General features: G+C 63.3%; 17 protein-coding genes and 1 pseudogene. 11 read left to right on the forward strand and 7 right to left on the reverse strand.

All coding sequences use genetic code 11. The features are described from left to right. Nucleotides 1–268: 268 nt before the first annotated feature. Together DSC91_RS32510 and DSC91_RS32515 are read right to left on the reverse strand one after the other, a co-directional pair. On the reverse strand, nucleotides 269–523 hold the full coding sequence (locus DSC91_RS32510) for a hypothetical protein (RefSeq protein ID WP_115782608.1): 255 nt from the start codon (nucleotides 521–523) through the stop codon (nucleotides 269–271). A gap of 314 nt (nucleotides 524–837) precedes the next feature. Further along, nucleotides 838–1233: pseudogene (locus DSC91_RS32515) on the reverse strand (transposase); the annotation flags it as partial. Between the two features lie 409 nt (nucleotides 1234–1642). Here DSC91_RS32515 and DSC91_RS32520 point away from each other — a divergent pair. From DSC91_RS32520 to rluB, 4 genes are all read left to right on the forward strand, one after another. After that, the gene (locus DSC91_RS32520) at nucleotides 1643–2545 is read left to right on the forward strand and encodes a LysR family transcriptional regulator (RefSeq protein ID WP_115782609.1); all 903 of its coding nucleotides are present in this window, start codon (nucleotides 1643–1645) and stop codon (nucleotides 2543–2545) included. A gap of 139 nt (nucleotides 2546–2684) precedes the next feature. Continuing rightward, the gene (locus DSC91_RS32525; RefSeq protein ID WP_115782610.1) at nucleotides 2685–3908 is read left to right on the forward strand and encodes a pyridoxal phosphate-dependent aminotransferase; all 1224 of its coding nucleotides are present in this window, start codon (nucleotides 2685–2687) and stop codon (nucleotides 3906–3908) included. Between the two features lie 348 nt (nucleotides 3909–4256). After that, entirely contained in the window at nucleotides 4257–5405 is a 1149-nt protein-coding gene (gene scpB, locus DSC91_RS32530; protein ID WP_115782611.1) for an SMC-Scp complex subunit ScpB, read from the forward strand. A 63-nt stretch (nucleotides 5406–5468) separates the two neighbouring features. Beyond that, entirely contained in the window at nucleotides 5469–7361 is a 1893-nt protein-coding gene (rluB, locus tag DSC91_RS32535) for a 23S rRNA pseudouridine(2605) synthase RluB (RefSeq protein WP_115782612.1), read from the forward strand. A gap of 43 nt (nucleotides 7362–7404) precedes the next feature. On the opposite strand, the gene DSC91_RS37725 is transcribed toward rluB, so the two are convergent. Further along, entirely contained in the window at nucleotides 7405–7695 is a 291-nt protein-coding gene (locus DSC91_RS37725) for a hypothetical protein (protein ID WP_162831489.1), read from the reverse strand. Between the two features lie 186 nt (nucleotides 7696–7881). Here DSC91_RS37725 and rimP point away from each other — a divergent pair, with 186 nt between their 5' ends. The 5 genes from rimP (at nucleotide 7882) to truB (ending at nucleotide 14511) form a co-directional block, all read left to right on the forward strand. Next, nucleotides 7882–8340, forward strand: a complete 459-nt coding sequence (rimP, locus tag DSC91_RS32540; protein ID WP_115782613.1) for a ribosome maturation factor RimP — start codon at nucleotides 7882–7884, stop codon at nucleotides 8338–8340. After that, on the forward strand, nucleotides 8337–9812 hold the full coding sequence (nusA, locus tag DSC91_RS32545) for a transcription termination factor NusA (RefSeq protein ID WP_115782614.1): 1476 nt from the start codon (nucleotides 8337–8339) through the stop codon (nucleotides 9810–9812). Before rimP ends, nusA begins: the two co-directional genes overlap by 4 nt. Before the next feature lie 94 nt (nucleotides 9813–9906). Beyond that, nucleotides 9907–12870, forward strand: a complete 2964-nt coding sequence (gene infB, locus DSC91_RS32550; protein WP_115782615.1) for a translation initiation factor IF-2 — start codon at nucleotides 9907–9909, stop codon at nucleotides 12868–12870. Between the two features lie 207 nt (nucleotides 12871–13077). Beyond that, the gene (gene rbfA / locus DSC91_RS32555; protein ID WP_115782616.1) at nucleotides 13078–13443 is read left to right on the forward strand and encodes a 30S ribosome-binding factor RbfA; all 366 of its coding nucleotides are present in this window, start codon (nucleotides 13078–13080) and stop codon (nucleotides 13441–13443) included. Between the two features lie 132 nt (nucleotides 13444–13575). Beyond that, nucleotides 13576–14511 carry a tRNA pseudouridine(55) synthase TruB gene (gene truB / locus DSC91_RS32560; protein ID WP_115782617.1) on the forward strand — a complete coding sequence of 312 codons (936 nt, stop codon included), beginning with the start codon at nucleotides 13576–13578 and terminating at the stop codon, nucleotides 14509–14511. A gap of 236 nt (nucleotides 14512–14747) precedes the next feature. Here truB and DSC91_RS32565 read toward each other — a convergent pair whose 3' ends face one another. The 4 genes from DSC91_RS32565 to DSC91_RS32580 form a co-directional block, all read right to left on the reverse strand. Continuing rightward, a complete protein-coding gene (locus tag DSC91_RS32565) occupies nucleotides 14748–16310 on the reverse strand; it encodes a DHA2 family efflux MFS transporter permease subunit (RefSeq protein WP_115782618.1) in 1563 nt (520 codons plus the stop codon). Nucleotides 16311–16341: 31 nt separating this feature from the next. Beyond that, nucleotides 16342–17571, reverse strand: a complete 1230-nt coding sequence (locus DSC91_RS32570) for an EmrA/EmrK family multidrug efflux transporter periplasmic adaptor subunit (RefSeq protein WP_115782619.1) — start codon at nucleotides 17569–17571, stop codon at nucleotides 16342–16344. A 76-nt stretch (nucleotides 17572–17647) separates the two neighbouring features. Beyond that, nucleotides 17648–19156 carry an efflux transporter outer membrane subunit gene (locus DSC91_RS32575; protein WP_115782620.1) on the reverse strand — a complete coding sequence of 503 codons (1509 nt, stop codon included), beginning with the start codon at nucleotides 19154–19156 and terminating at the stop codon, nucleotides 17648–17650. A 49-nt stretch (nucleotides 19157–19205) separates the two neighbouring features. After that, on the reverse strand, nucleotides 19206–19721 hold the full coding sequence (locus tag DSC91_RS32580) for a MarR family winged helix-turn-helix transcriptional regulator (RefSeq protein ID WP_115782621.1): 516 nt from the start codon (nucleotides 19719–19721) through the stop codon (nucleotides 19206–19208). 318 nt (nucleotides 19722–20039) lie between these two features. On the opposite strand from DSC91_RS32580, the gene typA reads away from it, so the two are divergent. Beyond that, complete coding sequence (gene typA / locus DSC91_RS32585) at nucleotides 20040–21866, forward strand: translational GTPase TypA (protein WP_115782622.1); 1827 nt, start codon at nucleotides 20040–20042, stop codon at nucleotides 21864–21866. A 447-nt stretch (nucleotides 21867–22313) separates the two neighbouring features. Beyond that, the gene (locus DSC91_RS32590) at nucleotides 22314–25175 is read left to right on the forward strand and encodes a 2-oxoglutarate dehydrogenase E1 component (protein WP_115782623.1); all 2862 of its coding nucleotides are present in this window, start codon (nucleotides 22314–22316) and stop codon (nucleotides 25173–25175) included. Nucleotides 25176–25264 lie beyond the last annotated feature (89 nt).

Below are 25264 nucleotides of genomic sequence, written 5' to 3' on the forward strand. Positions count from 1 at the left end.
GCGCCGCCCGTCTGTTGACACAAAAAAAGCCCGTATCGCAAGGATACGGGCGTACCGGAATTACTACTGCCACGCTGTGCTAATGGCGTTGAATCAGACTGCGTGCAGCCGTTGGTGGTTCCCCGATCGTTCAATTCGCCATACGGCGCGTTGTCTCGCAGTCACCATGTGCGCTGGCTATGGCGCACAACGGCAGCGCACAACAGCGGCGCCCCAACACAGACGATTCGACACACGCCGACCCATTCGCAAGCGCATCGGCGCATGCCTAGCGGCGGCGCGCCGGATCTTCGCGTGGCGGTTCAGGCCGCGTGCGTACATTGCTCGCGATATCGCCGCGCAAATCGCCCCGCGGCGCCGGCGGCTGGAAGTCGCGGTTGCGCGTTCCGCTTTGCTGCCAGGCTTCGACGCTGGCCGTGTGATCCGGCCGCCAGTTCCAGCCTTGGGGGCGCTGCTGTGCGAGCGCCGGTGCGGCCATTGATGAAACGACAATGCCGCACAGAAGCAGTGACATTGGTTTCATGCTGAGCTCCCGTCAAGCCGATCGACTCATGGCCTGTTTGCATACCGATAAGGTATGCCGAGTGGCGAAAGCACGCTGTAAGCAATAGTAAATGGATGTTTCACCTGCAGCCATTGAACCGCTTCAGGCGACTAAAGCGAGTTGACGATGAAATCGAAGGGATGAACCGGAAGAGGCGGGAAGGGACGACTGAGTTGGGCGCGCCGAGGAGCGGTGCCCATTGCTGGTCGGGCGGGCGTCGACAGACGGCGCGCGGCGGCCCCGGATAGACGCCGGGCGCCCACAGGCGCCCGGCGGCAAAACGATTCGCGTCAGGCCATCTTGACCGGCGCGCGCCACGATTCCGGATTGGTCCAGAATGCGCCGCGCAGGCGGTCGCGGCTCGGCGGTGCCGGTGGCTTCGCCGCAGTCGCGCCAATGCGGCCGCGCAGCGAAATTTCACGGCCGCTCGTGCCGAGTCGCTTAACTATTTCGGCGAGCGTACCATCGGCTTGCCATTCGTCGAAGCGACGGCGGCAAGTCGGCGGCGACGGATAGCGGCCCGGCAGCTTGGACCAGCCCTCGCCCGTCGACAGCACCCAAAGCACGGCATTGACGACTGCACGCGCTTCCACGCGTGGTCGACCACGACGTTCGCTCCGTGCTGGCTCCGCACAGAACAACGCCTCGACCAGCGCCCACTCGTTGTCTCTCAAATCGTCGAACAGCATCATGTTTCACCTCAGCGAAGCTAACTCCGGTGCGCTGCCCCGCGCCGCGCACTCTCCATGCACTCGATAGGCGAGTGCCAAGGGGGGTCGGGCTTGCCACGATCTGCTATTCAGTCAGAAGTCATGGCGCCGACCCTGTGTGCATGTAAATGCAGGAAGTGTGCCAAGCTGAATCCAACTACCTGAAAGCCCTGTGACAGCGGGCCAGCGCGGGCGCTAGCTAGGGCCGTATAAGAATCCAAAAAACCCATCTCGCAAATCGGGACAATCACCAATCTTGTGCAATCAGGCCCGTCCAGCGTGCGTTTGCGCCTTATTGCTGCGCTGCAGCGATTGCACTAAATACGGTTGTGGTGCGACGTTTCGCCATACAATGCGCATCAAACCGGGCTATTGATGAGGTTGGTAAATGAATGTGACGCTGCGTCAGCTAAGGGTTTTCATTGAGGTCGCCCGTTTGCAGAGCTTCAGCCGGGCCGGCGATGAAATCGGCCTGACGCAATCGGCGGTGAGTCGTTGCGTACGCGAACTGGAGGGGGAGATCGGTCTGAAGCTGATCGATCGGACCACGCGCGAGGTGCAGCTCACGGATGTCGGCGGCAACCTGGTATCGAGCGTGTCGCGCCTGCTGACGGATCTGGACGACGCCTTGCGCGAGATCCGCGAAATCGGCGAGCAGCGCCGCGGACGGGTGGTGGTGGCCGCGAGCCCGACGGTGGCCTGCCGCTTGATGCCCGGCGTGGTAGCGGCCTGCGGACGCCAGTTTCCCTACATCGCATTGGGTCTGCGCGACGACGTGCAGAGCGACGTGGTGCGCAAGGTGAAGTCGGGCGAAGTCGATTTCGGCGTAGTCATCGGCCCGTTTTCCGCCGACGACCTGCTGAGCGAGTCGCTGATGACCGATTCCTTTTGCGTCGTTTCGCGCGACGATCACCCTTTGGCGGCGCGGAAGCAGGTGGCATGGACGGAGCTCGAAGGCGAGCAGCTCGTCATGCTCGATTACGCGTCAGGCAGCCGGCCGATCATCGACGCCGTGATGCAGGAGCACGGAGTGAGCGCGACCGTGGTGCAGGAGCTGGGGCATTCCGCGACCGTTTTTGGGTTGGTCGAGGCGGGCGTGGGCGTGAGCGTGCTGCCCTGGCTGGCATTGCCGCTGCCGGCAGGCGCCTCGCTGGTGGCGCGGCCGCTCGTGCCGCGCGCCGAGCGCACCGTCGAACTGGTCCGGCGGCGCGACCGCTCGCTGTCGCCCGCGGCGGAAGCGGTGTGGAGCCTGATTCGTCAATTGCCGGCGCGGGCTGAGGATCTGACGTGATGATTGTGGGCGCGCCTCGCCACCCGGTGAGCTCGCCGCCCCAAAAACAGGCGCCGCGCTAAACTGTCGCCTCCTCAGGCGTCAGGCCTGACTCATTACCCATTACCCACTGCCCGTCCATCTCTGTCTGGAAGTCTCGATGAGCGAATCGGATCTGCCTGTGCCCTCTGTCCCCAACGCGCGCGATGCGGTGCGCGCACTGCGTCCTTCGCAGATCCGTGAAGTCGCGAATGCCGGTTTCGGCGTCGCGGATGTGCTGCCGTTCTGGTTCGGCGAGTCCGACCGGGTGACCCCGGCCTTCATCCGCGACGCCGCGAGCGCTGCGTTGGCTGCCGGCGCCACCTTCTATACGCACAACCTTGGCATTGCGCCGCTGCGCGTGGCGCTCGCGGATTACGTCAGCGCGTTGCATGGGGCGACGTTGCCCGATCACATCGCCGTGACGAGCGCCGGCGTCAACGCGCTGATGCTGGCCGCGCAGCTGGTCGTGGGCGCGGGTGACCGCGTCGTCGCGGTCACGCCGCTGTGGCCGAATCTGGTTGAGATTCCCAAGATTCTGGGCGCGCATGTGGAAACCGTCGCGTTGGGCTACGGTGAACGTGGCTGGCAACTCAATCTCGAGCAGTTGCTGGCAGCGCTGACGCCGGACACGAAGATGCTGCTGGTCAATTCGCCGAACAATCCGACTGGCTGGGTGATGAGCCGCGACGAGCAGCGCGCCGTGCTGGCGCATTGCCGCCGCCACGGCATCTGGATCGTCGCCGACGAAGTCTACGAGCGTCTTTATTATGCTGACGCCGAGCCCGGCGCCGGCCACGCTCATTCGCGCACGGCGCCGTCGTTTCTCGATCTGGCCACGCGCGACGAGCGCGTGATCTGCGTGAATTCGTTTTCCAAGGCGTGGCTGATGACCGGCTGGCGGCTCGGCTGGATCGTCGCGCCGACGTCGCTGATGGACGATCTGGGCAAGCTCGTCGAATACAACACGTCGTGCGCGCCGGCGTTCGTCCAGCAGGCGGGCATCGCGGCCGTCCAGCAGGGCGAGCGCTTCACTCAGGAACTGGTGCTCGATCTGAGGGCATCGCGCGACCATCTGGTGCGGGCGCTGTCCACGGTGCCGGGCGTGGATGTCAAGGCGCCGCCCGGGGCGATGTATCTGTTTTTCTCGATGCCGGGTGCGTCGCGCAGCCTCGAGCTATGCAAGGCCATGGTGCGCGACGTGGGCCTTGGCGTGGCGCCCGGCAGCGCGTTTGGCCCGCAAGGCGAAGGCTTCGTGCGCTGGTGCTATGCCTGTGACACGGCGCGTCTGGACGCGGGTGTCGAGCGTCTGAAGCGATTCCTGGCGCAACCCGGCACGCATTGAATCGCGGCAAAAGGGCGGTCTGCGAGGTTCAAGGGCGATTTCAGTCCGATTCTCGTGCATATCCGCCCACTTTTCCGCGAAAGCGCGCAGGCGAGGGCATCGCTGAAAAATGCGCCGGGGATTTCGTCTTTACGCACTGGTTGTTTTTGCGTAATATGGCGCTCAGTCACGCGATTCCTTTCAGGAATATCGCTGCTCCGTCCGGCTGGGTTTGGCTCGATTGCCTGTTTCGCCTCCCCCCGGTGCGTGCTCCCATCAATATGACCGATCAGAATCGGGCGAGCGCGTCTTCAGTTCCACATCGTCTGTTTGATCCGGTTCTTTGACCACAGGGTCTGACCTAGCTGCATGAATACCCAAGAGGCGAAGATCGTCCTCGAGACTGCCTTGATCTGCGCGCAGGAGCCGTTAAAGCTCGGCGATTTGCGCAAGCTCTTTGCCGACGGCGTGTCGGCAGACACTGTTCGGAATTTGCTCGAAGACCTCAAGCAGGATTGGTCCGGGCGCGGTGTGGAGTTGGTCGGGCTGGCGTCGGGCTGGCGATTTCAAAGCAAGCCCGCGATGCGTTCGTACCTGGATCGCCTGCATCCTGAGAAACCGCCGAAATATTCGCGTGCGGTGCTCGAGACGCTCGCGATCATTGCGTACCGGCAACCGGTCACGCGTGGCGATATCGAAGAAATTCGCGGCGTCACGGTGAATACGCAGGTCGTCAAGCAACTCGAGGATCGCGGCTGGATCGAAGTGATCGGCCATCGTGATGTGCCAGGCCGACCGGCGCTGTACGCGACCACGCGGCAATTTCTCGACGACCTCGGTTTGAAGGCGCTCGACGAATTGCCGCCGCTCGCCGATCCGTCGGCGCAGCTGAACGCGGATCTGCTCGGTCAGCATGCGATCGAATTTTCCGAGGTCGAGGCCGCACAGGCGCTGGCTTCGGGTGAAGAGGGTGCGCTCGCCGCGCCGTCGGAATCTACCGCAGACGAGGCAGGCGCTGCAGCGGGCGAATCCCTCGGCGAGATGGCCGATCGCGGTCACGTTGAAGAAGCCGGTGAGGCAGCGGGATCGGAAATCGCCGGCGAGCACGCTGAAGCGCATCAAACGCCGGTCGCTCAGGCGCAGCATGCTGATCCGGCTGAGGCAAGCGGGGCTGTTGAGCCTGCCGGGGCGGCGCATGGCATGGTGGGCATGGTGGATATCGCACCGGCACCCGAGTCGCATCAGGGCGCTGTCGAAGTCCCGGCCGGGCAGGAACATGCCGAAGCGGCAAACGTTGAAACGCAGGCCGGCGGCGCCGAGCCCGCACTGAATCACGATCCGGTCATCCGGACCGATCCGGCAATACCCGCGCACGACTCGGGCGGACTCCGCGATACGGGGCACGCCGCCGAGCCGAACCCGACCACGGCGGCGCACGGCGATCCTGATGATTGCCGCGATGCCGCACAGGACGCAGGCATTCTGACCGACGACGAACCCGAGTCGCGCAGCGCCTGACGTAACCGAACTTTTTTGCCGCGCCCGCAATGGGCGCGCGCGACCTGACATTTTGAGGTTGTTTTGACACATACCCACGACACCGATTCGTCCGAATCCGAGCGCGCCGTGCCGTCGGCGCGCGCCGACGAAGCGCGCACCACGCAAGCGTCGGCAGGCGAGGGCGAGCGCCCGGCGCAAGCTTCGGAAGCAGACGGTGAAGACCGTCCGCGCCGCGGCCTGCGCCGCGGACCGCGCAGCCTGATCGCGCGGCGCCGCGCTGGAGCGAAGGCGAAGGGCACCGAAGGCACCCCCGCGCAAGCCGCGCCGGTCGTCACCGAGACGCCGCCGGACGGCGAGGTGGTCGCGCAGGTGCGCATGCCGCGCAAGGAAGGCGGCGCCAAGGGCCAGGGCCCGCGCCGCAATGCGGGCGGTGCGAAGCGGGAGGGTGGTCAACGCGAAGGCGCGCCCCGCGAGGGCGGACCTCGCGAAGGGCAGCGTGAAGGAGGGCGCGGCGAGCGTCAGCCGCGCGAAGGCAGTCAACGTCAGAATCGCCGTGGTGGAGCAGCACCGGCGGCAGCCGCAACTGAAGCAAGCCCGGACGACCTGTTCTCGTACGTCACTTCGCCCGCATTCGATGCGGACAACAGCGCCACCGGCGGCGTGCGCGCCCCGATGCTGCGCCGTGGCAAGCCGGCCGCGCCCAAGCGTGTCCTCGCCGCGGACGACGACGCGCCCAAGCTGCACAAAGTGCTGGCCGAAGCCGGCATGGGCTCGCGCCGCGACATGGAAGAACTGATCGTCGCCGGTCGCGTGTCGGTGAACGGCGAGCCGGCCCACATCGGCCAGCGCATCATGCCGACCGACCAGGTTCGCATCAACGGCAAGCCGGTCAAGCGCAAGCTGGCCAGCAAGCCGCCGCGCGTGCTGCTGTATCACAAACCGACCGGCGAAATCGTCAGTCACGCCGATCCGGAAGGCCGCCCGTCGGTGTTCGACAAGCTGCCGCCCATGAAGACCGCTAAGTGGCTCGCGGTTGGCCGCCTCGACTTCAACACCGAAGGTCTGCTGATGCTGACCACTTCGGGCGATCTGGCAAACCGTTTCATGCATCCGCGTTACAGCGTCGAGCGTGAATATGCGGTGCGCGTGGTCGGCGAGCTGGCGGAAGGCATGCGTCAGAAGCTGTTGCACGGCGTCGAGCTGGAAGACGGCCCGGCGAATTTCCTGCGCATCCGCGATGGCGGCGGCGAGGGCACTAATCATTGGTATCACGTCGCGCTCGCCGAAGGGCGCAATCGGGAAGTGCGCCGCATGTTCGAGGCAGCCGGCCTGATGGTCAGCCGCCTGATCCGCACGCGTCATGGCCCGATCTCGCTGCCGAAGGGCCTGAAGCGCGGTCGCTGGGAAGAACTCGAAGACAATCAGGTGCGCGCGCTGATGGCGTCGGTCGGCCTGAAGGCGCCGACGGAAGAAAAGGGCGGCCGCAGAGAGGCGCCGGAGCGCAAGCAGCCGGATCCGATGCAAACGTCGATGGGTTTCATTAGCCGCGAACCGGTGCTGATGTCGCATGGCCGTTTCGACCAGCAGCAGCCGCGCGGTCAAGGTCGGCGCGGCGCGGCGGGTGGTGGCTTCGGCGGTGGTGCGGGCGGTGGTGCTGGGTCTGGTTTCGGGGGCGGCTATGGCAACCGCGGCGCTGGCCGCAGTGCCGGCGGCTTCAGCGGTCCGATGGGCGGCGGTGCGGCTGGTCCGCGCGGTGGCCGTGACGTCGACGGCAATCGCGCGCCCTCGGGCAACGGCAATCGTGCGGCTGGCGGTGGTAAGCGCGCCGGCGGCCCGGGCGGCAATCCGGGCGGCGGCCGCGGGCCGGCCGGCAATCGCGGCGGCAACGCCAACCGCGCCGGCGGCGGCAACGCCAACGCGGGCGGCGCCAATCGTGGCGGCGGCGCGCCGCGCGGTCGTTCGCGTGGCCGTTAAGCGGCAAGCGACCTAAGCAAGACGGTTGGCCGCTGATCGTTCCTCAACGATCTGGCCTCGCCACCGTCAGAATCAATCGACGAGCGCTGTGGGTTTCGTGTAACGCATAAAATCGCGGCGTGCGCATAAGTAGGGGCAGAGTTTCCTGGCCCTGCTTGTCCGACGCGGGTCCGGGACGGCGCGAGCCGCCTTGCAAAAGACCCGGAGCGGCGCCATATCGTTGAAAGATTCCCATGAAATCAAGCGGAAATGCGCTTCGCGCGGCGTTCTGCGGTTTGCGTTTGTCCCGAAAAATGGCTACAATCGCGAAGTCGCTGGGCGTGCGGCTTTTCATGTGCGGCTCAGGTGCGACCACCGGTAATAAGATGATGGGCGTTTAGCCCATTTTTTTTTGCCGCTCAGTTCTAAGTGGTTCGGCATCTCGGGTAGCACGAACGTGCGCCGGCTTGGCGCGCGGCCCGCATTGGTGTTTGCAGACAAACCCGGCAGGTCTCGCCGCGCGAACATCTTAGAGGGCACTGTGCAACTGACGGAACTGATTGAAACCACGGTCGTGGGACTCGGCTACGAGCTCGTCGATCTCGAGCGCACCGGGCGCGGCATGTTGTGTATTTATATCGACCAGCCGGCCGGCATCGCGATCGAAGACTGCGAGAAAGTCACGCGTCAGCTCCAGCACGTTCTGACGGTCGAAAATATCGATTACGAGCGGCTTGAAGTGTCGTCGCCGGGTCTCGACCGCCCGCTGAAAAAACTGGCGGATTTTGAACGCTTCGCAGGCAGCGAAGTGGTAATCACATTGAAAAAGCCATTGGACGGACGGAAATCGTACCGGGGCATTCTGCATGCTCCGCAAGGCGAGACGATCGGTCTGGAATTTGAAGGGAAGGAAGGCGCCGCGATGCTCGATTTCACCGTCGCGGATATCGATAAGGCACGCCTCATTCCGAAAGTTGACTTTAGGAGCCGCAAACAATGAGTCGCGAAGTGTTGATGCTGGTGGATGCGCTGGCACGCGAGAAGAACGTCGATAAAGACGTGGTATTTGCCGCGCTCGAGGCGGCCCTCGCTTCGGCCTCCAAGAAACTCTTCGAAGAAGACGCGGACATCCGCGTCCAGATCGACCGTGAAAGCGGCGAGCACGAAACGTTTCGCCGCTGGAAAGTGGTGCCGGACGAAGCCGGCCTGCAGGAGCCGGACCAGGAAATCCTGCTGTTCGAGGCACGCGAACAGAAGCCGGAGATTCAACTCGACGAATACATCGAAGAACCGGTGCCGTCGATCGAATTCGGCCGTATCGGCGCGCAGGCTGCCAAGCAGGTGATCCTGCAGAAGGTGCGCGACGCGGAACGCGAGCAGATCCTGAACGATTTCCTCGAGCGCGGCGAGCACATCATGACCGGCTCGGTGAAGCGCCTGGACAAGGGCAACTTCATCGTCGAAACCGGCCGTGTCGAGGCGCTGCTGCGTCGCGACCAGCTGATTCCGAAGGAAAACCTGCGCGTGGGTGACCGCGTGCGCGCCTATATCGCCAAGGTCGATCGCACCGCTCGCGGTCCGCAGATCGAACTGTCGCGTACGGCGCCCGAATTCCTGATGAAGCTGTTCGAAATGGAAGTGCCGGAAATCGAACAGGGCCTGCTGGAAATCAAGGCGGCCGCCCGCGACCCGGGCGTGCGCGCCAAGATCGGCGTGGTCGCTTACGACAAGCGCATCGACCCGATCGGCACCTGCGTCGGGATCCGTGGTTCGCGGGTACAGGCAGTGCGCAACGAGCTCGGTGGCGAAAACGTCGACATCGTGCTATGGTCGGAAGATCCCGCACAGTTTGTGATCGGCGCGCTCGCGCCGGCAGCCGTCCAGTCGATCGTCGTCGATGAAGAAAAGCATTCGATGGACGTCGTCGTAGACGAAAACGAACTGGCGGTCGCGATCGGCCGCAGCGGCCAGAACGTGCGTCTTGCCAGCGAACTCACCGGCTGGCAGATCAACATCATGACGCCGGACGAATCTGCGCAAAAGCAGAATCAGGAACGCGGTGTACTGCGCGACCTGTTCATGGCGCGTCTCGATGTCGACGAGGAAGTGGCCGACATCCTGATCGACGAAGGCTTTACGAGCCTCGAAGAGATTGCCTATGTGCCGCTCAACGAGATGCTCGAGATCGAAGCATTCGACGAAGACACCGTTCACGAACTGCGTAATCGCTCGCGCGATGCGTTGTTGACGTTGGCGATCGCGAATGAAGAAAAGGTCGAGAATGTTGCCCTCGACCTGAAGAGCCTGGACGGCATGGATGCCGACCTGCTCGCCAAGCTTGCCGAACATCAGATCCAGACGCGCGACGAACTCGCCGAGCTGGCTGTGGATGAACTGGTCGAGATGACCGGAATGGAAGAGGATGCCGCTAAGGCGTTGATCATGAAAGCACGTGAACACTGGTTCCAGTGAGAAATGACCATGGCGCACTAAATTGAACGCGGCCGTCAGGCCGCATGACCCGATGCTAACCGCAAGGAATCGGTCCTTGCATTAAGAGGAATGAATGGCGAGTAACAACGTAGCCCAATTTGCCGCGGAACTGAAAATGCCTGCAGGCGTGCTGCTCGAGCAGCTGCAGGCGGCGGGCGTCACCAAAGCGAGCGAAGACGACAGCTTGTCCGAAACGGACAAGGCGCGTCTGCTCGACCACTTGCGCAAGTCTCACGGCTCGACTGATGCGGACAAGCGCAAGATCACGCTGACGAAACGGCATACGTCGGAGATCAAGCAATCCGACGCGACGGGCAAAGCTCGCACCATTCAGGTCGAGGTGCGCAAGAAGCGCACTTTCGTCCGCCGCGACGAATCCGCCGCAGAAGGCGGCGATGCATCGAATCATGTGGCCGAGGCCGACGTCGACGATCTGGAACTCCAGCGCCGTGAAGAGGAAGCGCGTCATGAAGCCGAGCTGCTCGAGAAGCAGGCTCAGGAGTTGAAGGCGCGTCAGGAACAACTCGAACGCGAAGAAGCCGAACGTCAGGCGCGCGAACAGGCTGCCGAAGCCGAGCGCCGTCGTGCGGAAGAAGAAGCGGCGAAAAAGCGCGCGGCGGCTGCGGCCGAGGCGGCTGCTCGCGAACAGGCTCAGGCTGCGAAGCCGGCGCAGGCTGCCCAGCCGGCGGCGAAAGCCGAACCGGTCGCGGCCAAGGCTGCGGAACCGGCGGTCGCCAAAGAAAGCGAGCAGGACGACGAGCGTGCAGCGGCAGAACGCGCGGCACAACGCGAAGCAGCGAAGAAAGCGGAAGACGCAGCGCGTCAGGCCGCCGAGAAAACGCGCGCCGAGCAGGAAGAGGTCAGCAAGCGCCGCGCAAAGGCAGAAGCCGAAGCACGTGCGATTCGCGAAATGATGAACACGCCGCGCAAGGCGCAGGTCAAGGCGCCGGAACCGGCACCGAAGCCCGCTGAGCCGGCCAAGCCCGTGGAAGCCAAGGGCACGCTGCACAAGCCGGCGCGCCCGGCAGGTGAAGCACCGGCACGTCCGGCCGCCAAGAAGCCGGCTGCAGCGGCTCCGGCTGCAACGACCACGCCGTCGGCCGGCGACAAGAAGAAGCCGGGTGGTGGCAAGGGCGGCTGGCAGGACGACGCCGCGAAGCGCCGCGGTATCAAGACGCGTGGCGACACGAGCGGCGGCGTCGATCGCGGCTGGCGCGGCGGCCCGAAGGGTCGCGGCAAGCATCAGGATCAGAACACCACGTTCCAGGCGCCGACCGAACCGATCGTGCGTGAAGTGCATGTGCCGGAAACCATCACGGTCGCCGATCTGGCGCACAAGATGGCGGTGAAGGCGTCGGAAGTCATCAAGTCGATGATGAAGCTCGGCCAGATGGTCACGATCAACCAGATGCTGGACCAGGAAACGGCGATGATCATCGTCGAGGAACTGGGCCACCACGCGGTCGCGGCCAAGCTGGACGATCCGGAAGCGATGCTGGTCGAAGGCGAAATCACGGACGCAGAAGCACTGCCGCGTCCGCCGGTCGTCACGGTCATGGGTCACGTCGACCACGGCAAGACCTCGCTGCTCGACTACATCCGCCGCGCCAAGGTTGCAGCGGGTGAAGCGGGCGGGATTACGCAGCACATCGGCGCTTATCACGTCGAAACGCCGCGCGGCGTCATCACGTTCCTCGATACGCCGGGCCACGAAGCATTTACGGCCATGCGTGCTCGCGGCGCGAAGGCAACCGACATCGTGATTCTGGTGGTCGCAGCCGACGACGGCGTGATGCCGCAAACGAAGGAAGCCATTGCCCACGCGAAGGCAGGCGGCGTGCCCCTCGTCGTCGCGATCAACAAGATCGACAAGCCGGATGCGAATCCGGAGCGCGTCAAGCAGGAACTCGTCGCGGAAGGCGTCGTGCCGGAAGAATACGGTGGCGATTCGCCGTTCGTGTCGGTGTCGGCCAAAACCGGCGCGGGCATCGACGACCTGCTCGAAAACGTGCTGTTGCAAGCCGAAGTGCTGGAACTGAAGGCACCGGTCGAAGCGCCGGCCAAGGGTCTCGTCATTGAAGCGAAGCTCGATAAGGGTAAGGGTCCGGTCGCAACGATCCTGGTCCAGTCGGGTACGCTGAACCGCGGCGACGTGGTGCTGGCAGGTAGCGCTTACGGTCGCGTGCGAGCCATGCTCGACGAAACCGGCAAGCCGACCAAGTCGGCAGGCCCGTCGATCCCGGTCGAGATTCAAGGTCTGTCGGAAGTGCCGCAAGCAGGCGAAGAGATGATCGTCATGCCGGACGACCGCAAGGCGCGTGAAGTCGCGTTGTTCCGTCAAGGCAAGTTCCGCGACGTCAAGCTGGCCAAGCAACAGGCTGCGAAGCTCGAGAACATGCTGGAACAGATGGGCGAAGGCGAAGTGGCGTACATGCCGCTTATCGTCAAGGCCGACGTGCAAGGTTCGCAGGAAGCACTGGTGCAATCGCTGCTCAAGCTGTCGACCGACGAAGTCCGCGTGCAGATCGTGCACGGTGCAGTCGGCGGCATCAGCGAGTCGGACGTCAACCTGGCTACGGCTTCGAAGGCGGTCATCATCGGCTTCAACACCCGTGCGGATGCACAGGCGCGCAAGCTGGCGGAAACCAACGGCGTCGATATTCGCTACTACAACATCATCTATGACGCAGTGGATGAAGTGAAGGCTGCGATGTCCGGCATGCTGGCACCGGAGAAGCGCGAAGTCGTGACGGGTACGGTCGAAGTGCGTCAGGTCTTCAAGGTACCGAAGATCGGCGCGGTGGCCGGCTGCATGGTCACGGACGGTTTCGTCAAGCGCTCGTCGTCGGTGCGCGTGCTGCGCAACAACGTCGTCATCTTCACGGGCGAACTCGATTCGCTCAAGCGCTTCAAGGACGACGTCAAGGAAGTCCGTCAGGGCTTCGAGTGCGGTATGTCGATCAAGAACTTCAACGATATCGTCGAAGGCGATCAGTTCGAAGTCTTCGAGGTGACTGAAGTCGCGCGTACGCTGTAATTCACGCGGCATTGGCTCAACGGGCGGAGCGGGCTTAAGCGCCCGCCCCGCCCGTTGTTTTTGGGCCCACGCATTTTGTCGCGAATTGCGCCCTGCGGCGGCGGTTTGCAGTCTTCATCAAGCCGCTTCATTGCCGTCCGGGCAAGAACCGGCACGGCGCGCGCGAACCACTTTTTTGCATCCGTCAGAACGGATCACACAAACACCATGCCTAAAAAACGTTCTTCTCCCAATCGCAACGTGCAGATCGCCGATCAGATCCAGCGCGATCTGTCCGAGTTGCTGCGCGAGGTCAAGGATCCGCGCATCGGCCTTGTCACGATTCAAAGCGTCGAGCTGACGCCCGACTACGCGCACGCGAAGGTCTACTTCACGACGTTGACCGGCGACCCGCAACAGACGCTCGAAGCGCTCACGCATGCGGCCGGCCATCTGCACAATCAGCTGTTCAAGCGCCTGCACATCCATACCGTGCCGACGCTGCATTTCCACTACGACCAGACGATCGAACGGGCCGTTGAAATGTCCCGTCTGATCGACGAGGCGAACGCCAATCGCGCGAAAGAAGACTGAGCGCGCGGGTTGAACGTTGTTATCCGCGTTCCGGGCTGCACGGTTTCAGTTGCACGGCCCTGGTCGCAGTTCACTCAGTTGCAGTTCGTTTAGCGCTATTTCCGACCACTTCGAAGACCCTGTCTTTCTGACATGACCGCACCTCAACGCCCCCGCGTGCCACGTCGCGCGCTCGACGGCGTGCTGCTGCTCGACAAGCCGCTCGGCCTGTCGAGCAACGATGCGCTGATTCGCGCGAAGCGTCTCTACCTGGCCAAAAAGGCGGGCCACACCGGCACGCTCGACCCGCTTGCCACCGGTCTCCTGCCGTTGTGTTTCGGCGAAGCGACCAAGTTTTCGCAAGACCTGCTCGAAGCCGACAAGACCTATGAGGCGACCATGCGCCTCGGTATTCGCACGACCACCGGCGACGCCGAAGGCGAAGCAATCGACACGCGCGACGTGACGTGCGATCAGGCCGCGGTCGAGGCAGCCATGCAGAAGTTTCTCGGCGACATCGTCCAGGTCCCGCCGATGTATTCGGCGCTCAAGCGCGACGGCAAGCCGCTATACGAATACGCGCGCGCCGGCCAGACGGTGGAACGGGAAGGGCGTCAGGTGACGATTCACGCGCTCGACATGCTTGCCTGTGCGCTGCCCGACGTGACGTTTCGCGTGACGTGCAGCAAAGGCACGTATGTGCGCACGCTCGCCGAGGATATCGGCGAGGCGCTCGGTTGTGGTGCGCATCTGGTGGCGCTGCGGCGTACGGGTGTCGGCGCGTTGACGCTGGAGAATTCGGTGACGCTCGACGCGTTGTCCGATGCGACCGAGAGCGAACGCGATACGTGGTTGCAACCGGTCGATGCATTGCTGTCCACCTTCCCGCTCGTCACACTGGACGAAGACGCGACCCGTCGCTTCCTGCATGGGCAGCGGTTGAAGCTTTCCGATTTGACTATCGCCGGTGATGCGATAAATGCGTCGCGCGTGAGAGTGTATGCCGCGGAAGGCCGCCTGCTCGGCGTGGCGAAGCAAGGTGAGGGTGTGCTGGCGCCGGAACGGTTAGTAGTGACGGCTGCGAGCTAGCCACTGAAGTTCAGTGTTGTCACCGCAGTCACACTAGCTAGGTAGACCGAAGATCCGCAACGTGACCGCGACAGTCGATTCCGGCGACAAGCAAGCTGTAGCATCCGCCGCCTCACAACAACGGATCGAATTGAGACGTCGGCAACAACGAAAAAAGGCGGGACCGCTCAACAGCGGTCCCGCCTTTTTTCTACCTCCACCTACAGTCCGTTCCGCGGACTGAGCTAAAGCCTCACTCAATGCGCTGCCGCAGCTGCCGCACCCGCATCGCCGCCGGCGCGCTCCGGCTTTGCCATCCAGATCAGCGCGATCAGCGCGACAAAGATCCCCGCCGATACAAAGAACAGATCGTTCACGCCCAACTGCGCCGCTTGCTGCGTAGCCATCGTATTGAACAGACCATACGCCTGCGGCTGGCTGAAGCCCGCCGCACCCATCTGCCGGATCGATTGATCGAACACCGGGTTGTACGCGCTCGCCTGTTCGGCCAGTTGCGCATGATGCATGATGGTGCGGTGATCCCACGCGGTCTGGAAAATCGACGTGCCAATACCGCCGCACATGATCCGCACGAAATTCGACAGGCCCGACGCAGCCGGAATCCGGTTGCCCGGCAAACCCGACAGCGTGATCGACACCAGCGGGATGAAGAACCCGGCCATGCCGATCCCCTGAATCAACGTGGGTACCAACAGCGAATACGTATCGACGCCGGTCGTATAACGTGAGCGCATCCAGAAACATAGCGCGAACACGAGGAACGACAGGGTCGCGATATAGCGCGGATCGGTGCGCGGCAACACCTTGCCGGTGATCGGCGACAGCAGCACGGCGAACAGACCCACCGGCGCCATCACCAGACCGGCTTCCGTCGCGGTGTAACCGATATCGGTTTGCAGCCACAACGGCAACAGCACGAGATTGCCGAAATACAGACCGTAGCCGATCGAGAGCGCGATCGTGCCGCTCGTAAAATTGCGTCGGCTGAAGAGCGACAGATCAACCACCGGATGCTCGGCCGTCAATTCCCACACGATGAAGAACGCGAGCGAAATCACCGCGACCAGCGCCAGCACGACGATGGTGGTCGACGAGAACCAGTCGAGGTCCTTGCCCTTATCGAGCATCACCTGCAACGAACCGACCCAGAGGATCAGCAGGCCGAGACCGACGCCGTCGATCGGCGCCTTTTTGACGACCGAATCGCGGTTGCGGAAGATCGTCCACGTTGCCACGGCGGCGATCGCGCCGACCGGAATGTTGACGTAGAAAATCCACGGCCACGAGATGTTGTCCGAGATCCAGCCGCCCAGAATTGGCCCGGCCACCGGTGCGATCAGCGTGGTCATCGCCCACATCGATAGAGCCATCGGCGCCTTGGCGCGTGGGTAGCTCGCGAGCAGCAGCGTTTGCGACAGCGGAATCATCGGGCCGGCCACGGCGCCTTGCAGCACGCGCGAGGCAAGCAGGAACGGCAGGCTGGGCGCGAGACCGCACATCCACGACGAGATCACGAACAGGATGATCGACGCCATGAAGAGGCGCACCTGGCCGATACGGTCGGTGAGCCAGCCGGTCAGCGGCACGGAGATCGCGTTTGCCACCGCGAACGACGTGATGACCCACGTGCCCTGGTCGGACGACACACCGAGGTCGCCCGAAATGGATGGGATCGATACGTTCGCGATCGACGTGTCGAGCACGTTCATGAACACGGCGAGCGACACCGCGATGGTGCCGATCACCAGTTGCGCGCCCTCGAGCGGCGGATGAGGGACTTGCGCCTGAGCCTGAGCCATTAAAAAAGCCTTCTATGAATCGTCGCGCCGTTTACATCAGCTTCGCGGCCGGCCTGGCGGCGCCACCGGCTTGAGCCGACTTCTGCGAGCCGCCGTTCGGACCTGCATTCTCCGAAATGATGCGGGCGATTTCCGCGTCCGCCTCATCGCCGTACTTGTCGAACACATTGGTCTGGTAGACCGTGTTCGGCGCCTGGCCGAGCTGGCCGCCCTGGTCGTCCTTGATGCTCACGTCGGCTTGCATCGACAGGCCGATACGCAGCGGATGCTTTTCAAGTTCCTGCGGGTCGAGCGCAATCCGGACCGGCAGACGCTGGACCACCTTGATCCAGTTGCCGGTTGCGTTCTGCGCGGGCAGCAGCGAGAACGCCGAACCCGTACCCGCCGAGAAGCCGACCACCTTGCCGTGGTACACCACCGACGAGCCGTATACGTCGGCCGTCAACTCGACCGGCTGGCCGATGCGCATGTGCTTCAGTTGGACTTCCTTGAAGTTCGCGTCGACCCACACGCCACCCAGCGGCACGATGGCCATCAGCGGGGTGCCCGGCGAGACGCGCTGGCCGACCTGCACCGAGCGCTTCGCGACGTAGCCCGTGACCGGCGCCGGCAGGTTGTTACGCGCGTTGGCGAGATACGCGTCGCGCACCTTCGCGGCGGCCGCCTGGACATTCGGGTGATTGGCGATCGTGGTGTTGGCGGTCAGTGCGCGGTTCGACGCCAGTTGTTGCTGGGCGGCGTCGACGGAGGCTTGCGCGCTCTTCACTGCGTCGCGGGCGTGCGAGATTTCTTCCGCCGACACGGCGCCGGTTTGCGCGACCGTCAGGCGGCGCTTCAGGTCGTCCTGCGCACGCGACAGATCGGACTGACGCTGGGCAACTTGCGCCTGGTACTGGTTGTCGTCGGCGAACAGGCCGCGCACCTGGCGCACGGTCTGCGCAAGATTCGCTTCGGCCTGTTCGAGCGCGACGCGCGCGTCGGCCGGATCGAGCACGACGAGCGGGTCGCCGGCCTTCACGGTTTGCGTGTCGTCCGCGTTCACGGCGACAACCGTGCCGGTGACCTGCGGCGTGATCTGGACGACGTTGCCGTTCACATACGCGTCGTCGGTGTCTTCATGGAAGCGTGCGTCGAGGAAGTAGTAAAGGCCGTAGGCGAGCGCGGCGATCAGGATCACGATGACGAGCAGCGTCATCATGCGCTTGCGTTTGCCGTTGTTCGCCGGTTGTGCGGGGGCAGCGGGCTGCTGGGGGGTGCTCATTGATGTGCTCCGGGTTCTCTCAAGCGTCGTCGTTTGTTCGGGTGTTCGTGCGAGTGTGGGTCGCGTCGGGCTGGCGTCAGTTTGCCGCCGCGGTTGCGGCGGTGGCCGATGCCGGGGCGTCGGTCGGCACCACGAGACCGGTCTGTGTGGCGTCGAAACCGCCGCCGAGCGCCTTGATGAGGCCGATCTGCAAATCGCGGCGGCGCATCTTCAGGCCCGTGACCGTCTGTTCGGCGGCAAGGCGGTTCTGGTCGGCGGTCAGTACTTGCAACTGCGGGGACAAACCGGCCTTGTAGCGGATCACCGCCAGTTGATACGCCTTGGTCGACGCGTCGAGCGCGCGCTGTGCGTCGCCCGATTGCTGGTCGATCGAACGGATCGACGACACCTGCGTCGCGACATCCGAGAGGGCGCTGATCAGCGTCTGGTTGTAGTTCGCCACGTCCAGGTCGAAGTCTGCGTAGCGCCCCTTCAACTGGGAGCGCAGTGCGCCGGCGTCGAAGATCGGCAAGTGGACGGCCGGGCCGAATTGCATCTGACGGCTGCCCGACTTGAGGAAACGGCCCCAGCCGAACGCATCGAAACCGAAACCGGCGGCGAGGTTGACGTCCGGGAAGAATTCGGCCTTCGCTTCCTTCACGTCGTGCATCGCGGCTTCGACCTGCCAACGTGCGGCGACGATATCCGCGCGGCGCGCCACGAGGTCGGCGGGCAGATTGTTCGGCAGCGCCACCGTGTTGCCGCCGGTCAGGACCGGCTTGGCGATCTGCAGGCCTCGATCCGGACCCTTGCCGAGCAGCGCGCCCAACTGATAGCGCGCCACGGTGATCTGGCCGTCGAGATCGGTCAGGTTCTGCTGGCTGGTCGCAATGTTGCCGTTCGCAGTTTCCCGTTCGACATTTGTATCGAGGCCGGCGCTTACGCGACCGTTGGTGATGCGGCTGATATCCTGACGATTGGCGATTTCGCGCGCGGCGATGTCGCGGAATGCGTACAGCTGGGCAAGCTGGTTGTACGTGCTCGCCACGGAGGCGGCGAGCGTCACGCGCGCCTGCTGCATGTCGGCTTCCGCAGCCTTTTCCTGCGACACGGCCTGGCCCAGACGCGCGCGGTTCTTGCCCCACAGGTCCAGATCCCATGACGCGCTCGCCAGCACGTTGTTTTCGCTATACCAGGTGCCGCCGTACGGAGGCGGGTAGAGCGCGTTCGCCGAGAACAGCTCGCGAGTCCAAGAGTAGCTGCCGTTGACCTTCGGGTACAGCGCCGAGCGCGAGCTCTCAATATAAGACGAAGCCTTGGCGAGGCGTGCCTGCGCCTGCGCGATCGAGGGGCTGCCTTCCAGCGCTTCCGCGATCAGCTTCGGCAGTTGCGGGTCGCCGAACTGGTTGGCCCAGTCGAGCGACGGCCATTGGCCGCCCTGGCCGGACAGGCTCTGGCTGGACTCGTACTGAGCCGGCGACGAGATCTGCTTGTCGCTCTTCATGCCGAAGTAGTTCGCGCACCCCGTGAGGGCGAGCGCCGTCACCGCGGCGGCGACAGCGGCCCGGCTCGAAAACGCGGGCGCGGACAGGGAAAGGGATTTCATCGCTCGACTCTTTGAGTGAAATGTAATGATGGACACTGCAAGCAATTTATTACGATTTGCTGTCAAAATTGCTTGCTGCATCACGGGTTAGTCCCGTTTGTTCGCCGGAATTGATCAGCACGCGGCGCAGCATGCTCTTCAGAAAACCCACTTCTTCGGGGGTAAAGCCGCCCAGCAGGTTGTCCAGCACGCCGGTGAAAATCGCGGGCATTTTGGCTGCGATCGCATGGCCTTCCGGTGTCAGCGCGAGTCGCACGACCCGCCGGTCTTCGTTGCTGCGCACCCTCGTCAGCAGGCCGCGTTTTTCCAGGCGGTCGACCAGACGCGTGACGGCGCTTGCGTCGATGCCGTACTCGCGCGCCAGTTCGGCCGCCAGCAGGCACTTGCCGCTCGCCACCATGAACAGGATGCTGCCCTGCTGGCTGGTGATGCCCAGCTCGGCCATGCTGCGCTGCGTGACCAGGTTCGACATGGTCGATTTCACCCGCGAGACCAGATAGCCGACGCTTTCGCCCAGCTGATATTCGCTGATCTCTGAGCCGGGTGTTGAGGACGGATCCGTCATGATTCTCGTGCGAATGCAATGGTTGACTAGGCAGGATTATAGGCAACGGTTGATTGACGCGGCAAGCGTTATTACAGCTTAGGCAAGGAACTTTTGCGGCTCAAGACAGAATGCGTGTGGATTTGCGTAGGGTTTCGCCGAAACGGGGCGGGTCTGTTTCCTACGCACCCTTGCATGGAAGACGGTGGGGCTATCAGGGAATACCAGAAAGCTTCATTTGGGCGTGCTATAATGTTGGGTTCCCAAAAGTGCGCTTTGGGCTTTGTTGGCTTCGTACACAATGCTGCTGCTGGCGCACTCAACTGTCACCAGGTTCCTATGACTCGCGCCCTACGCAACATCGCCATCATTGCCCACGTCGACCACGGCAAGACCACGCTCGTCGACCAGCTCCTCCGCCAAACCGCCACGTTCCGTGACAACCAGCAGATCGCTGAGCGCGTGATGGATTCGAACGATATCGAAAAGGAACGTGGCATCACGATTCTTTCGAAGAACTGCGCGGTCGAGTACGAAGGCACGCACATCAACATCGTCGACACCCCGGGCCACGCCGACTTCGGCGGTGAAGTGGAGCGCGTGCTGTCGATGGTCGACTCGGTGCTGCTGCTGGTCGATGCAGTCGAAGGCCCGATGCCGCAAACGCGCTTCGTGACGAAGAAAGCGCTGGCGCTCGGCCTCAAGCCGATCGTCGTGATCAACAAGGTGGACCGCCCGGGCGCGCGGATCGACTGGGTGATCAACCAGACGTTCGACCTGTTCGACAAGCTGGGTGCAACCGACGAGCAGCTCGACTTCCCGATCGTCTACGCATCGGGTTTGAACGGCTACGCCGGCCTGACGCCGGACGTGCGCGAAGGCGACATGCGTCCGCTGTTCGAAGCCGTGCTGGAACACGTGCCGGTTCGCCCGGCTGATCCGGCAGCGCCGCTGCAACTGCAGATCACGTCGCTGGACTACTCGTCGTACGTCGGCCGTATCGGCGTCGGCCGCATTACGCGCGGCACGATCAAGCCGGGTATGTCGGTCGCGGTGCGTTCGGGTCCTGATGGCGCGATCCTGAACCGCAAGATCAACCAGGTCCTGTCGTTCAAGGGTCTCGAGCGCGTGCAGGTCGACTCGGCTGAGGCTGGCGACATCGTGCTGATCAACGGTATCGAAGAAATCGGTATCGGCGTGACCATCTGCGCGCCGGAGCAACCGGAAGCGCTGCCGATGATCACCGTCGACGAACCGACGCTGACGATGAACTTCCTCGTCAATTCGTCGCCGCTGGCCGGCCGTGAAGGCAAGTTCGTCACGAGCCGTCAGATTCGCGACCGCCTGATGAAGGAACTGAACCACAACGTCGCGCTGCGCGTGAAAGAAACGGGCGACGAAACCACGTTCGAAGTGGCAGGCCGCGGCGAGCTGCACCTGACCATTCTGGTCGAAAACATGCGCCGTGAAGGCTACGAGCTGGCCGTGTCGCGTCCGCGCGTGGTGATGACGGAAGTCGACGGCGTGAAGCACGAGCCGTACGAAAACCTGACGGTCGACATGGAAGACGGCCACCAGGGCGGCGTGATGGAAGAGCTGGGCCGCCGCAAGGGCGAAATGCTCGACATGGCGTCGGACGGCCGTGGCCGTACGCGTCTCGAGTATCGTATTTCGGCGCGCGGCCTGATCGGCTTCCAGTCGGAATTCCTGACGCTCACGCGTGGCACGGGCCTGATGAGCCACACGTTCGACTCGTACCAGCCGGTCAAGGAAGGTGCGGTGGGCGAGCGTCGCAACGGCGTGCTGATTTCGCAGGACGACGGCGCGGCGGTTGCGTACGCACTGTGGAAGCTGCAGGATCGCGGCCGTATGTTCGTGTCGCCGGGCGAGCCGCTGTACGAAGGCATGATCATCGGCATTCACAGTCGCGACAACGACCTGGTCGTGAACCCGATCAAGGGTAAGCAGTTGACCAACGTGCGCTCGTCGGGTACGGACGAAGCGGTGCGCCTCGTGCCGCCGATCCAGATGTCGCTGGAATACGCGGTCGAATTCATCGACGACGACGAGCTCGTCGAAGTCACGCCGCAATCCATCCGTCTGCGCAAGCGTTACCTGAAGGAACACGAGCGCCGCAGCGCGAGCCGTAAGGGCGCAGTGGACTAAATCGGCGCCGACCCCTAGCCTTGCTTGGTTCCAGGTTAGGGCGCGATGTCAGGCAAAAGCCACCTCCGGGTGGCTTTTGCCGTTTCTGGCCCAGCGGCATTCGCGGAGTGGTAGCCGGTAGTTTGCGCCCGGTCCCGAGGATCGCCCGCAGCTGTTGGATGCAGTTGTTTGCAGTTGGCGTTCCGTTTGTACCCGTTTGTCCCCATTTCTCGCAGAAGACTGTTGCGAGAGCCGGGTAATGTGGCTGAAAGCCCGCCGTGACGGGCTTGAGCGGCAATCCGTCTGCTATCTGCACTATCCGTTCTGTGATATGCTCCCCGGGTGCAAAGTTTTAGGTCCTTCCAAGCAAGACTTGATTCGCGCAATCCGCTAAACGGTCAGGCCGTGTCGCGGAAGGTTCTGTAACCCGCTATTTCTCGAGAAACTCGAAGAAAGGTGAGCGTAAAAATGATGAAGCAATTCCAGTCGAACTCTTATCTGTTCGGCGGCAATGCTCCGTACGTAGAAGAAATGTACGAAGCGTATCTCGATAATCCGGCGTCAGTGCCCGAGAACTGGCGCAGCTATTTCGACGCGTTGCAGAACGTCCCTGCATCGGATGGCAGCAATGCCAACGACGTGGCTCACGGCCCGATCGTCGAATCGTTTGCGCAACGGGCCAAGGCTAACGCCTTCATCCCACGCACGGCAGCCGGCGGCGAAGATCTGGCTACCTCCCGCAAGCAAGTCTATGTGCAGTCCCTCATCGGCGCATATCGTTTCCTCGGCTCGCAATGGGCCAATCTCGATCCCCTGAAGCGCCGCGAACGTCCCGCTATCCCCGAACTCGAACCCGCGTTCTACGACTTCACCGAAGCCGACATGGACCAGGAGTTCAGCGCCACGAATCTGTATTTCGGATTCGAGCGTGCGTCGCTGCGCGAGATCGTCAAGGCCCTGCGTGACACGTACTGCGGCACGATCGGCGCCGAGTACATGTACATTAGCGATCCGGAGCAGAAGCGCTGGTGGAAAGAGAAGCTCGAGTCGATCCGTTCGACGCCGAACTTCTCCAATGAAAAGAAGAAGCACATCCTGAATCGCCTGACGGCTGCTGAAGGCCTCGAGCGCTTCCTGCACACCAAGTACGTCGGTCAGAAGCGCTTCTCGCTCGAAGGCGGCGAAAGCTTCATCGCGTCGATGGACGAAGTCGTGCGTCACGGCGGCGCCAACGGCGTGCAGGAAATCGTCATCGGCATGGCCCACCGTGGCCGCCTGAACGTGCTGGTCAATACGCTCGGCAAGATGCCGGCCGACCTGTTCGCCGAATTCGAAGGCAAGCACGTCGACGACCTGCCGGCCGGCGACGTGAAGTACCACAAGGGTTTCTCGTCGGACGTTTCGACCGAAGGCGGCCCGGTTCACCTGTCGCTCGCGTTCAACCCGTCGCACCTCGAAATCGTCAACCCGGTGGTCGAAGGTTCGGCGAAGGCTCGTATGGATCGCCGCGGCGACGACAGCGGCCTGCAAGTGCTGCCGGTGCAGATCCACGGCGACGCGGCTTTCGCGGGCCAGGGCGTCGTGATGGAAACGCTGAACCTCGCGCAAACGCGCGGTTACGGCACGCACGGCACGCTGCACATCGTCATCAACAACCAGATCGGCTTCACGACGTCGGACCCGCGCGACTCGCGCTCCACGTTGTACTGCTCGGACGTCGTCAAGATGATCGAGGCGCCGGTGCTGCACGTGAACGGCGACGATCCTGAAGCGGTCGTGCTGGCTACGCAACTGGCTATCGACTTCCGGATGCAGTTCCACAAGGACGTCGTCGTCGACATCGTCTGCTTCCGCAAGCTGGGTCACAACGAGCAGGATACGCCGGCTGTCACGCAGCCGCTGATGTACAAGACGATTGCCAAGCACCCGGGCACGCGCGCACTGTACGCCGAGAAGCTGGTCCAGCAAGGCGTGATCACGGCGGCAGAAGGCGACGAATTCGTCAAGGCCTACCGCAAGGCGATGGACGAAGGCCACCACACGGTCGACCCGGTTCTGTCGAACTACAAGAGCAAGTACGCGGTGGATTGGGTTCCGTTCCTGAACCGCAAGTGGACCGACGCAGCCGACACGGCCGTGCCGCTGGCTGAACTGAAGCGCCTCGCTGAGCGCGTCACCACGATCCCGGAAAACTTCAAGGTTCACCCGCTGGTCGAGCGCGTCATCAACGACCGTCGCGCGATGGGCCGTGGTGAAGCGAAGCTCGACTGGGGCATGGGCGAACACCTGGCATTCGCATCGCTGGTCGCATCCGGTTATGCCGTGCGCCTGACCGGTCAGGACTCGGGCCGCGGCACGTTCACCCACCGTCACGCAGTGCTGCACGATCAGAACCGCGAACGCTGGAACGACGGCACGTATGTGCCGCTGCAGAACATCGCCGAAGGTCAGGCGAAGTTCACGGTGATCGACTCGGTGCTGTCGGAAGAAGCGGTGCTGGGCTTCGAATACGGTTACTCGACCGCTGAACCGAACACGTTCGTCGCGTGGGAAGCGCAGTTCGGCGACTTCGTGAACGGCGCGCAAGTCGTGATCGACCAGTTCATCTCGTCGGGCGAAGTGAAGTGGGGCCGCGTCTCGGGTCTCACGATGCTGCTGCCGCACGGCTACGAAGGCCAAGGTCCGGAGCACTCGTCGGCACGTATCGAACGTTTCCTGCAACTGTGTGCGGATCACAACATGCAGGTCGTTCAGCCGACCACGCCGGCGCAGATTTTCCACCTGTTGCGCCGTCAGATGATCCGCCTGTTCAGGAAGCCGCTGATCGTCGCTACGCCGAAGTCGCTGCTGCGTCACAAGGAAGCCGTGTCGGATCTGTCCGAACTGGCGAAGGGCGCGTTCCAGCCGATCCTCGGCGAAATCGACGAAGCGATCGAGCCGAAGAAGGTCAAGCGCGTGGTGGCCTGCTCGGGTCGCGTGTACTACGACCTGCTGGCGCATCGCCGTGAATCGAAGTCGAACGACGTCGCGATCATCCGTATCGAACAGCTCTATCCGTTCGCACATAAGCAGTTCGAAGCGGAAATGAAGAAGTACGACAACGCGACCGAAGTGGTCTGGGTGCAGGACGAGCCGCAGAATCAAGGCCCGTGGTTCTACATCGAGCACCACCTGAAGGAAGGCATGAAGGAAGGGCAGAAGCTGGCATACAGCGGACGTCCGGCTTCGGCCTCGCCGGCAGTCGGCTACTACGCGAAGCACTACGAGCAGCAGAAGGCGCTGGTCGAAGGCGCTTTCGGCCGCCTCAAGAGCGCGTCGATCGCTAAATAAGGAAAACAGACGAACCGGGAAAGCGCGCTGCGCTTTCCCGTGCCGCGTTCCGCCATCACGTAATGGTTTGGTCCCGGCAGGCATGGTTC

This window comes from Paraburkholderia caffeinilytica, from assembly GCF_003368325.1.
Taxonomy (GTDB): domain Bacteria; phylum Pseudomonadota; class Gammaproteobacteria; order Burkholderiales; family Burkholderiaceae; genus Paraburkholderia; species Paraburkholderia caffeinilytica.

Coding starts and splice junctions, on each gene's coding strand:
- DSC91_RS32575 (WP_115782620.1), bottom strand. CDS start 19,156: ATGAAATCCCTTTCCCTGTCCGCGCCCGCGTTTTCGAGCCGGGCCGCT.
- scpB (WP_115782611.1), top strand. CDS start 4,257: ATGAATACCCAAGAGGCGAAGATCGTCCTCGAGACTGCCTTGATCTGC.
- infB (WP_115782615.1), top strand. CDS start 9,907: ATGGCGAGTAACAACGTAGCCCAATTTGCCGCGGAACTGAAAATGCCT.
- DSC91_RS32590 (WP_115782623.1), top strand. CDS start 22,314: ATGATGAAGCAATTCCAGTCGAACTCTTATCTGTTCGGCGGCAATGCT.
- truB (WP_115782617.1), top strand. CDS start 13,576: ATGACCGCACCTCAACGCCCCCGCGTGCCACGTCGCGCGCTCGACGGC.
- DSC91_RS32510 (WP_115782608.1), bottom strand. CDS start 523: ATGAAACCAATGTCACTGCTTCTGTGCGGCATTGTCGTTTCATCAATG.
- DSC91_RS37725 (WP_162831489.1), bottom strand. CDS start 7,695: ATGAAAAGCCGCACGCCCAGCGACTTCGCGATTGTAGCCATTTTTCGG.
- rbfA (WP_115782616.1), top strand. CDS start 13,078: ATGCCTAAAAAACGTTCTTCTCCCAATCGCAACGTGCAGATCGCCGAT.
- DSC91_RS32565 (WP_115782618.1), bottom strand. CDS start 16,310: ATGGCTCAGGCTCAGGCGCAAGTCCCTCATCCGCCGCTCGAGGGCGCG.
- DSC91_RS32525 (WP_115782610.1), top strand. CDS start 2,685: ATGAGCGAATCGGATCTGCCTGTGCCCTCTGTCCCCAACGCGCGCGAT.
- DSC91_RS32580 (WP_115782621.1), bottom strand. CDS start 19,721: ATGACGGATCCGTCCTCAACACCCGGCTCAGAGATCAGCGAATATCAG.
- DSC91_RS32520 (WP_115782609.1), top strand. CDS start 1,643: ATGAATGTGACGCTGCGTCAGCTAAGGGTTTTCATTGAGGTCGCCCGT.
- nusA (WP_115782614.1), top strand. CDS start 8,337: ATGAGTCGCGAAGTGTTGATGCTGGTGGATGCGCTGGCACGCGAGAAG.
- DSC91_RS32570 (WP_115782619.1), bottom strand. CDS start 17,571: ATGAGCACCCCCCAGCAGCCCGCTGCCCCCGCACAACCGGCGAACAAC.
- typA (WP_115782622.1), top strand. CDS start 20,040: ATGACTCGCGCCCTACGCAACATCGCCATCATTGCCCACGTCGACCAC.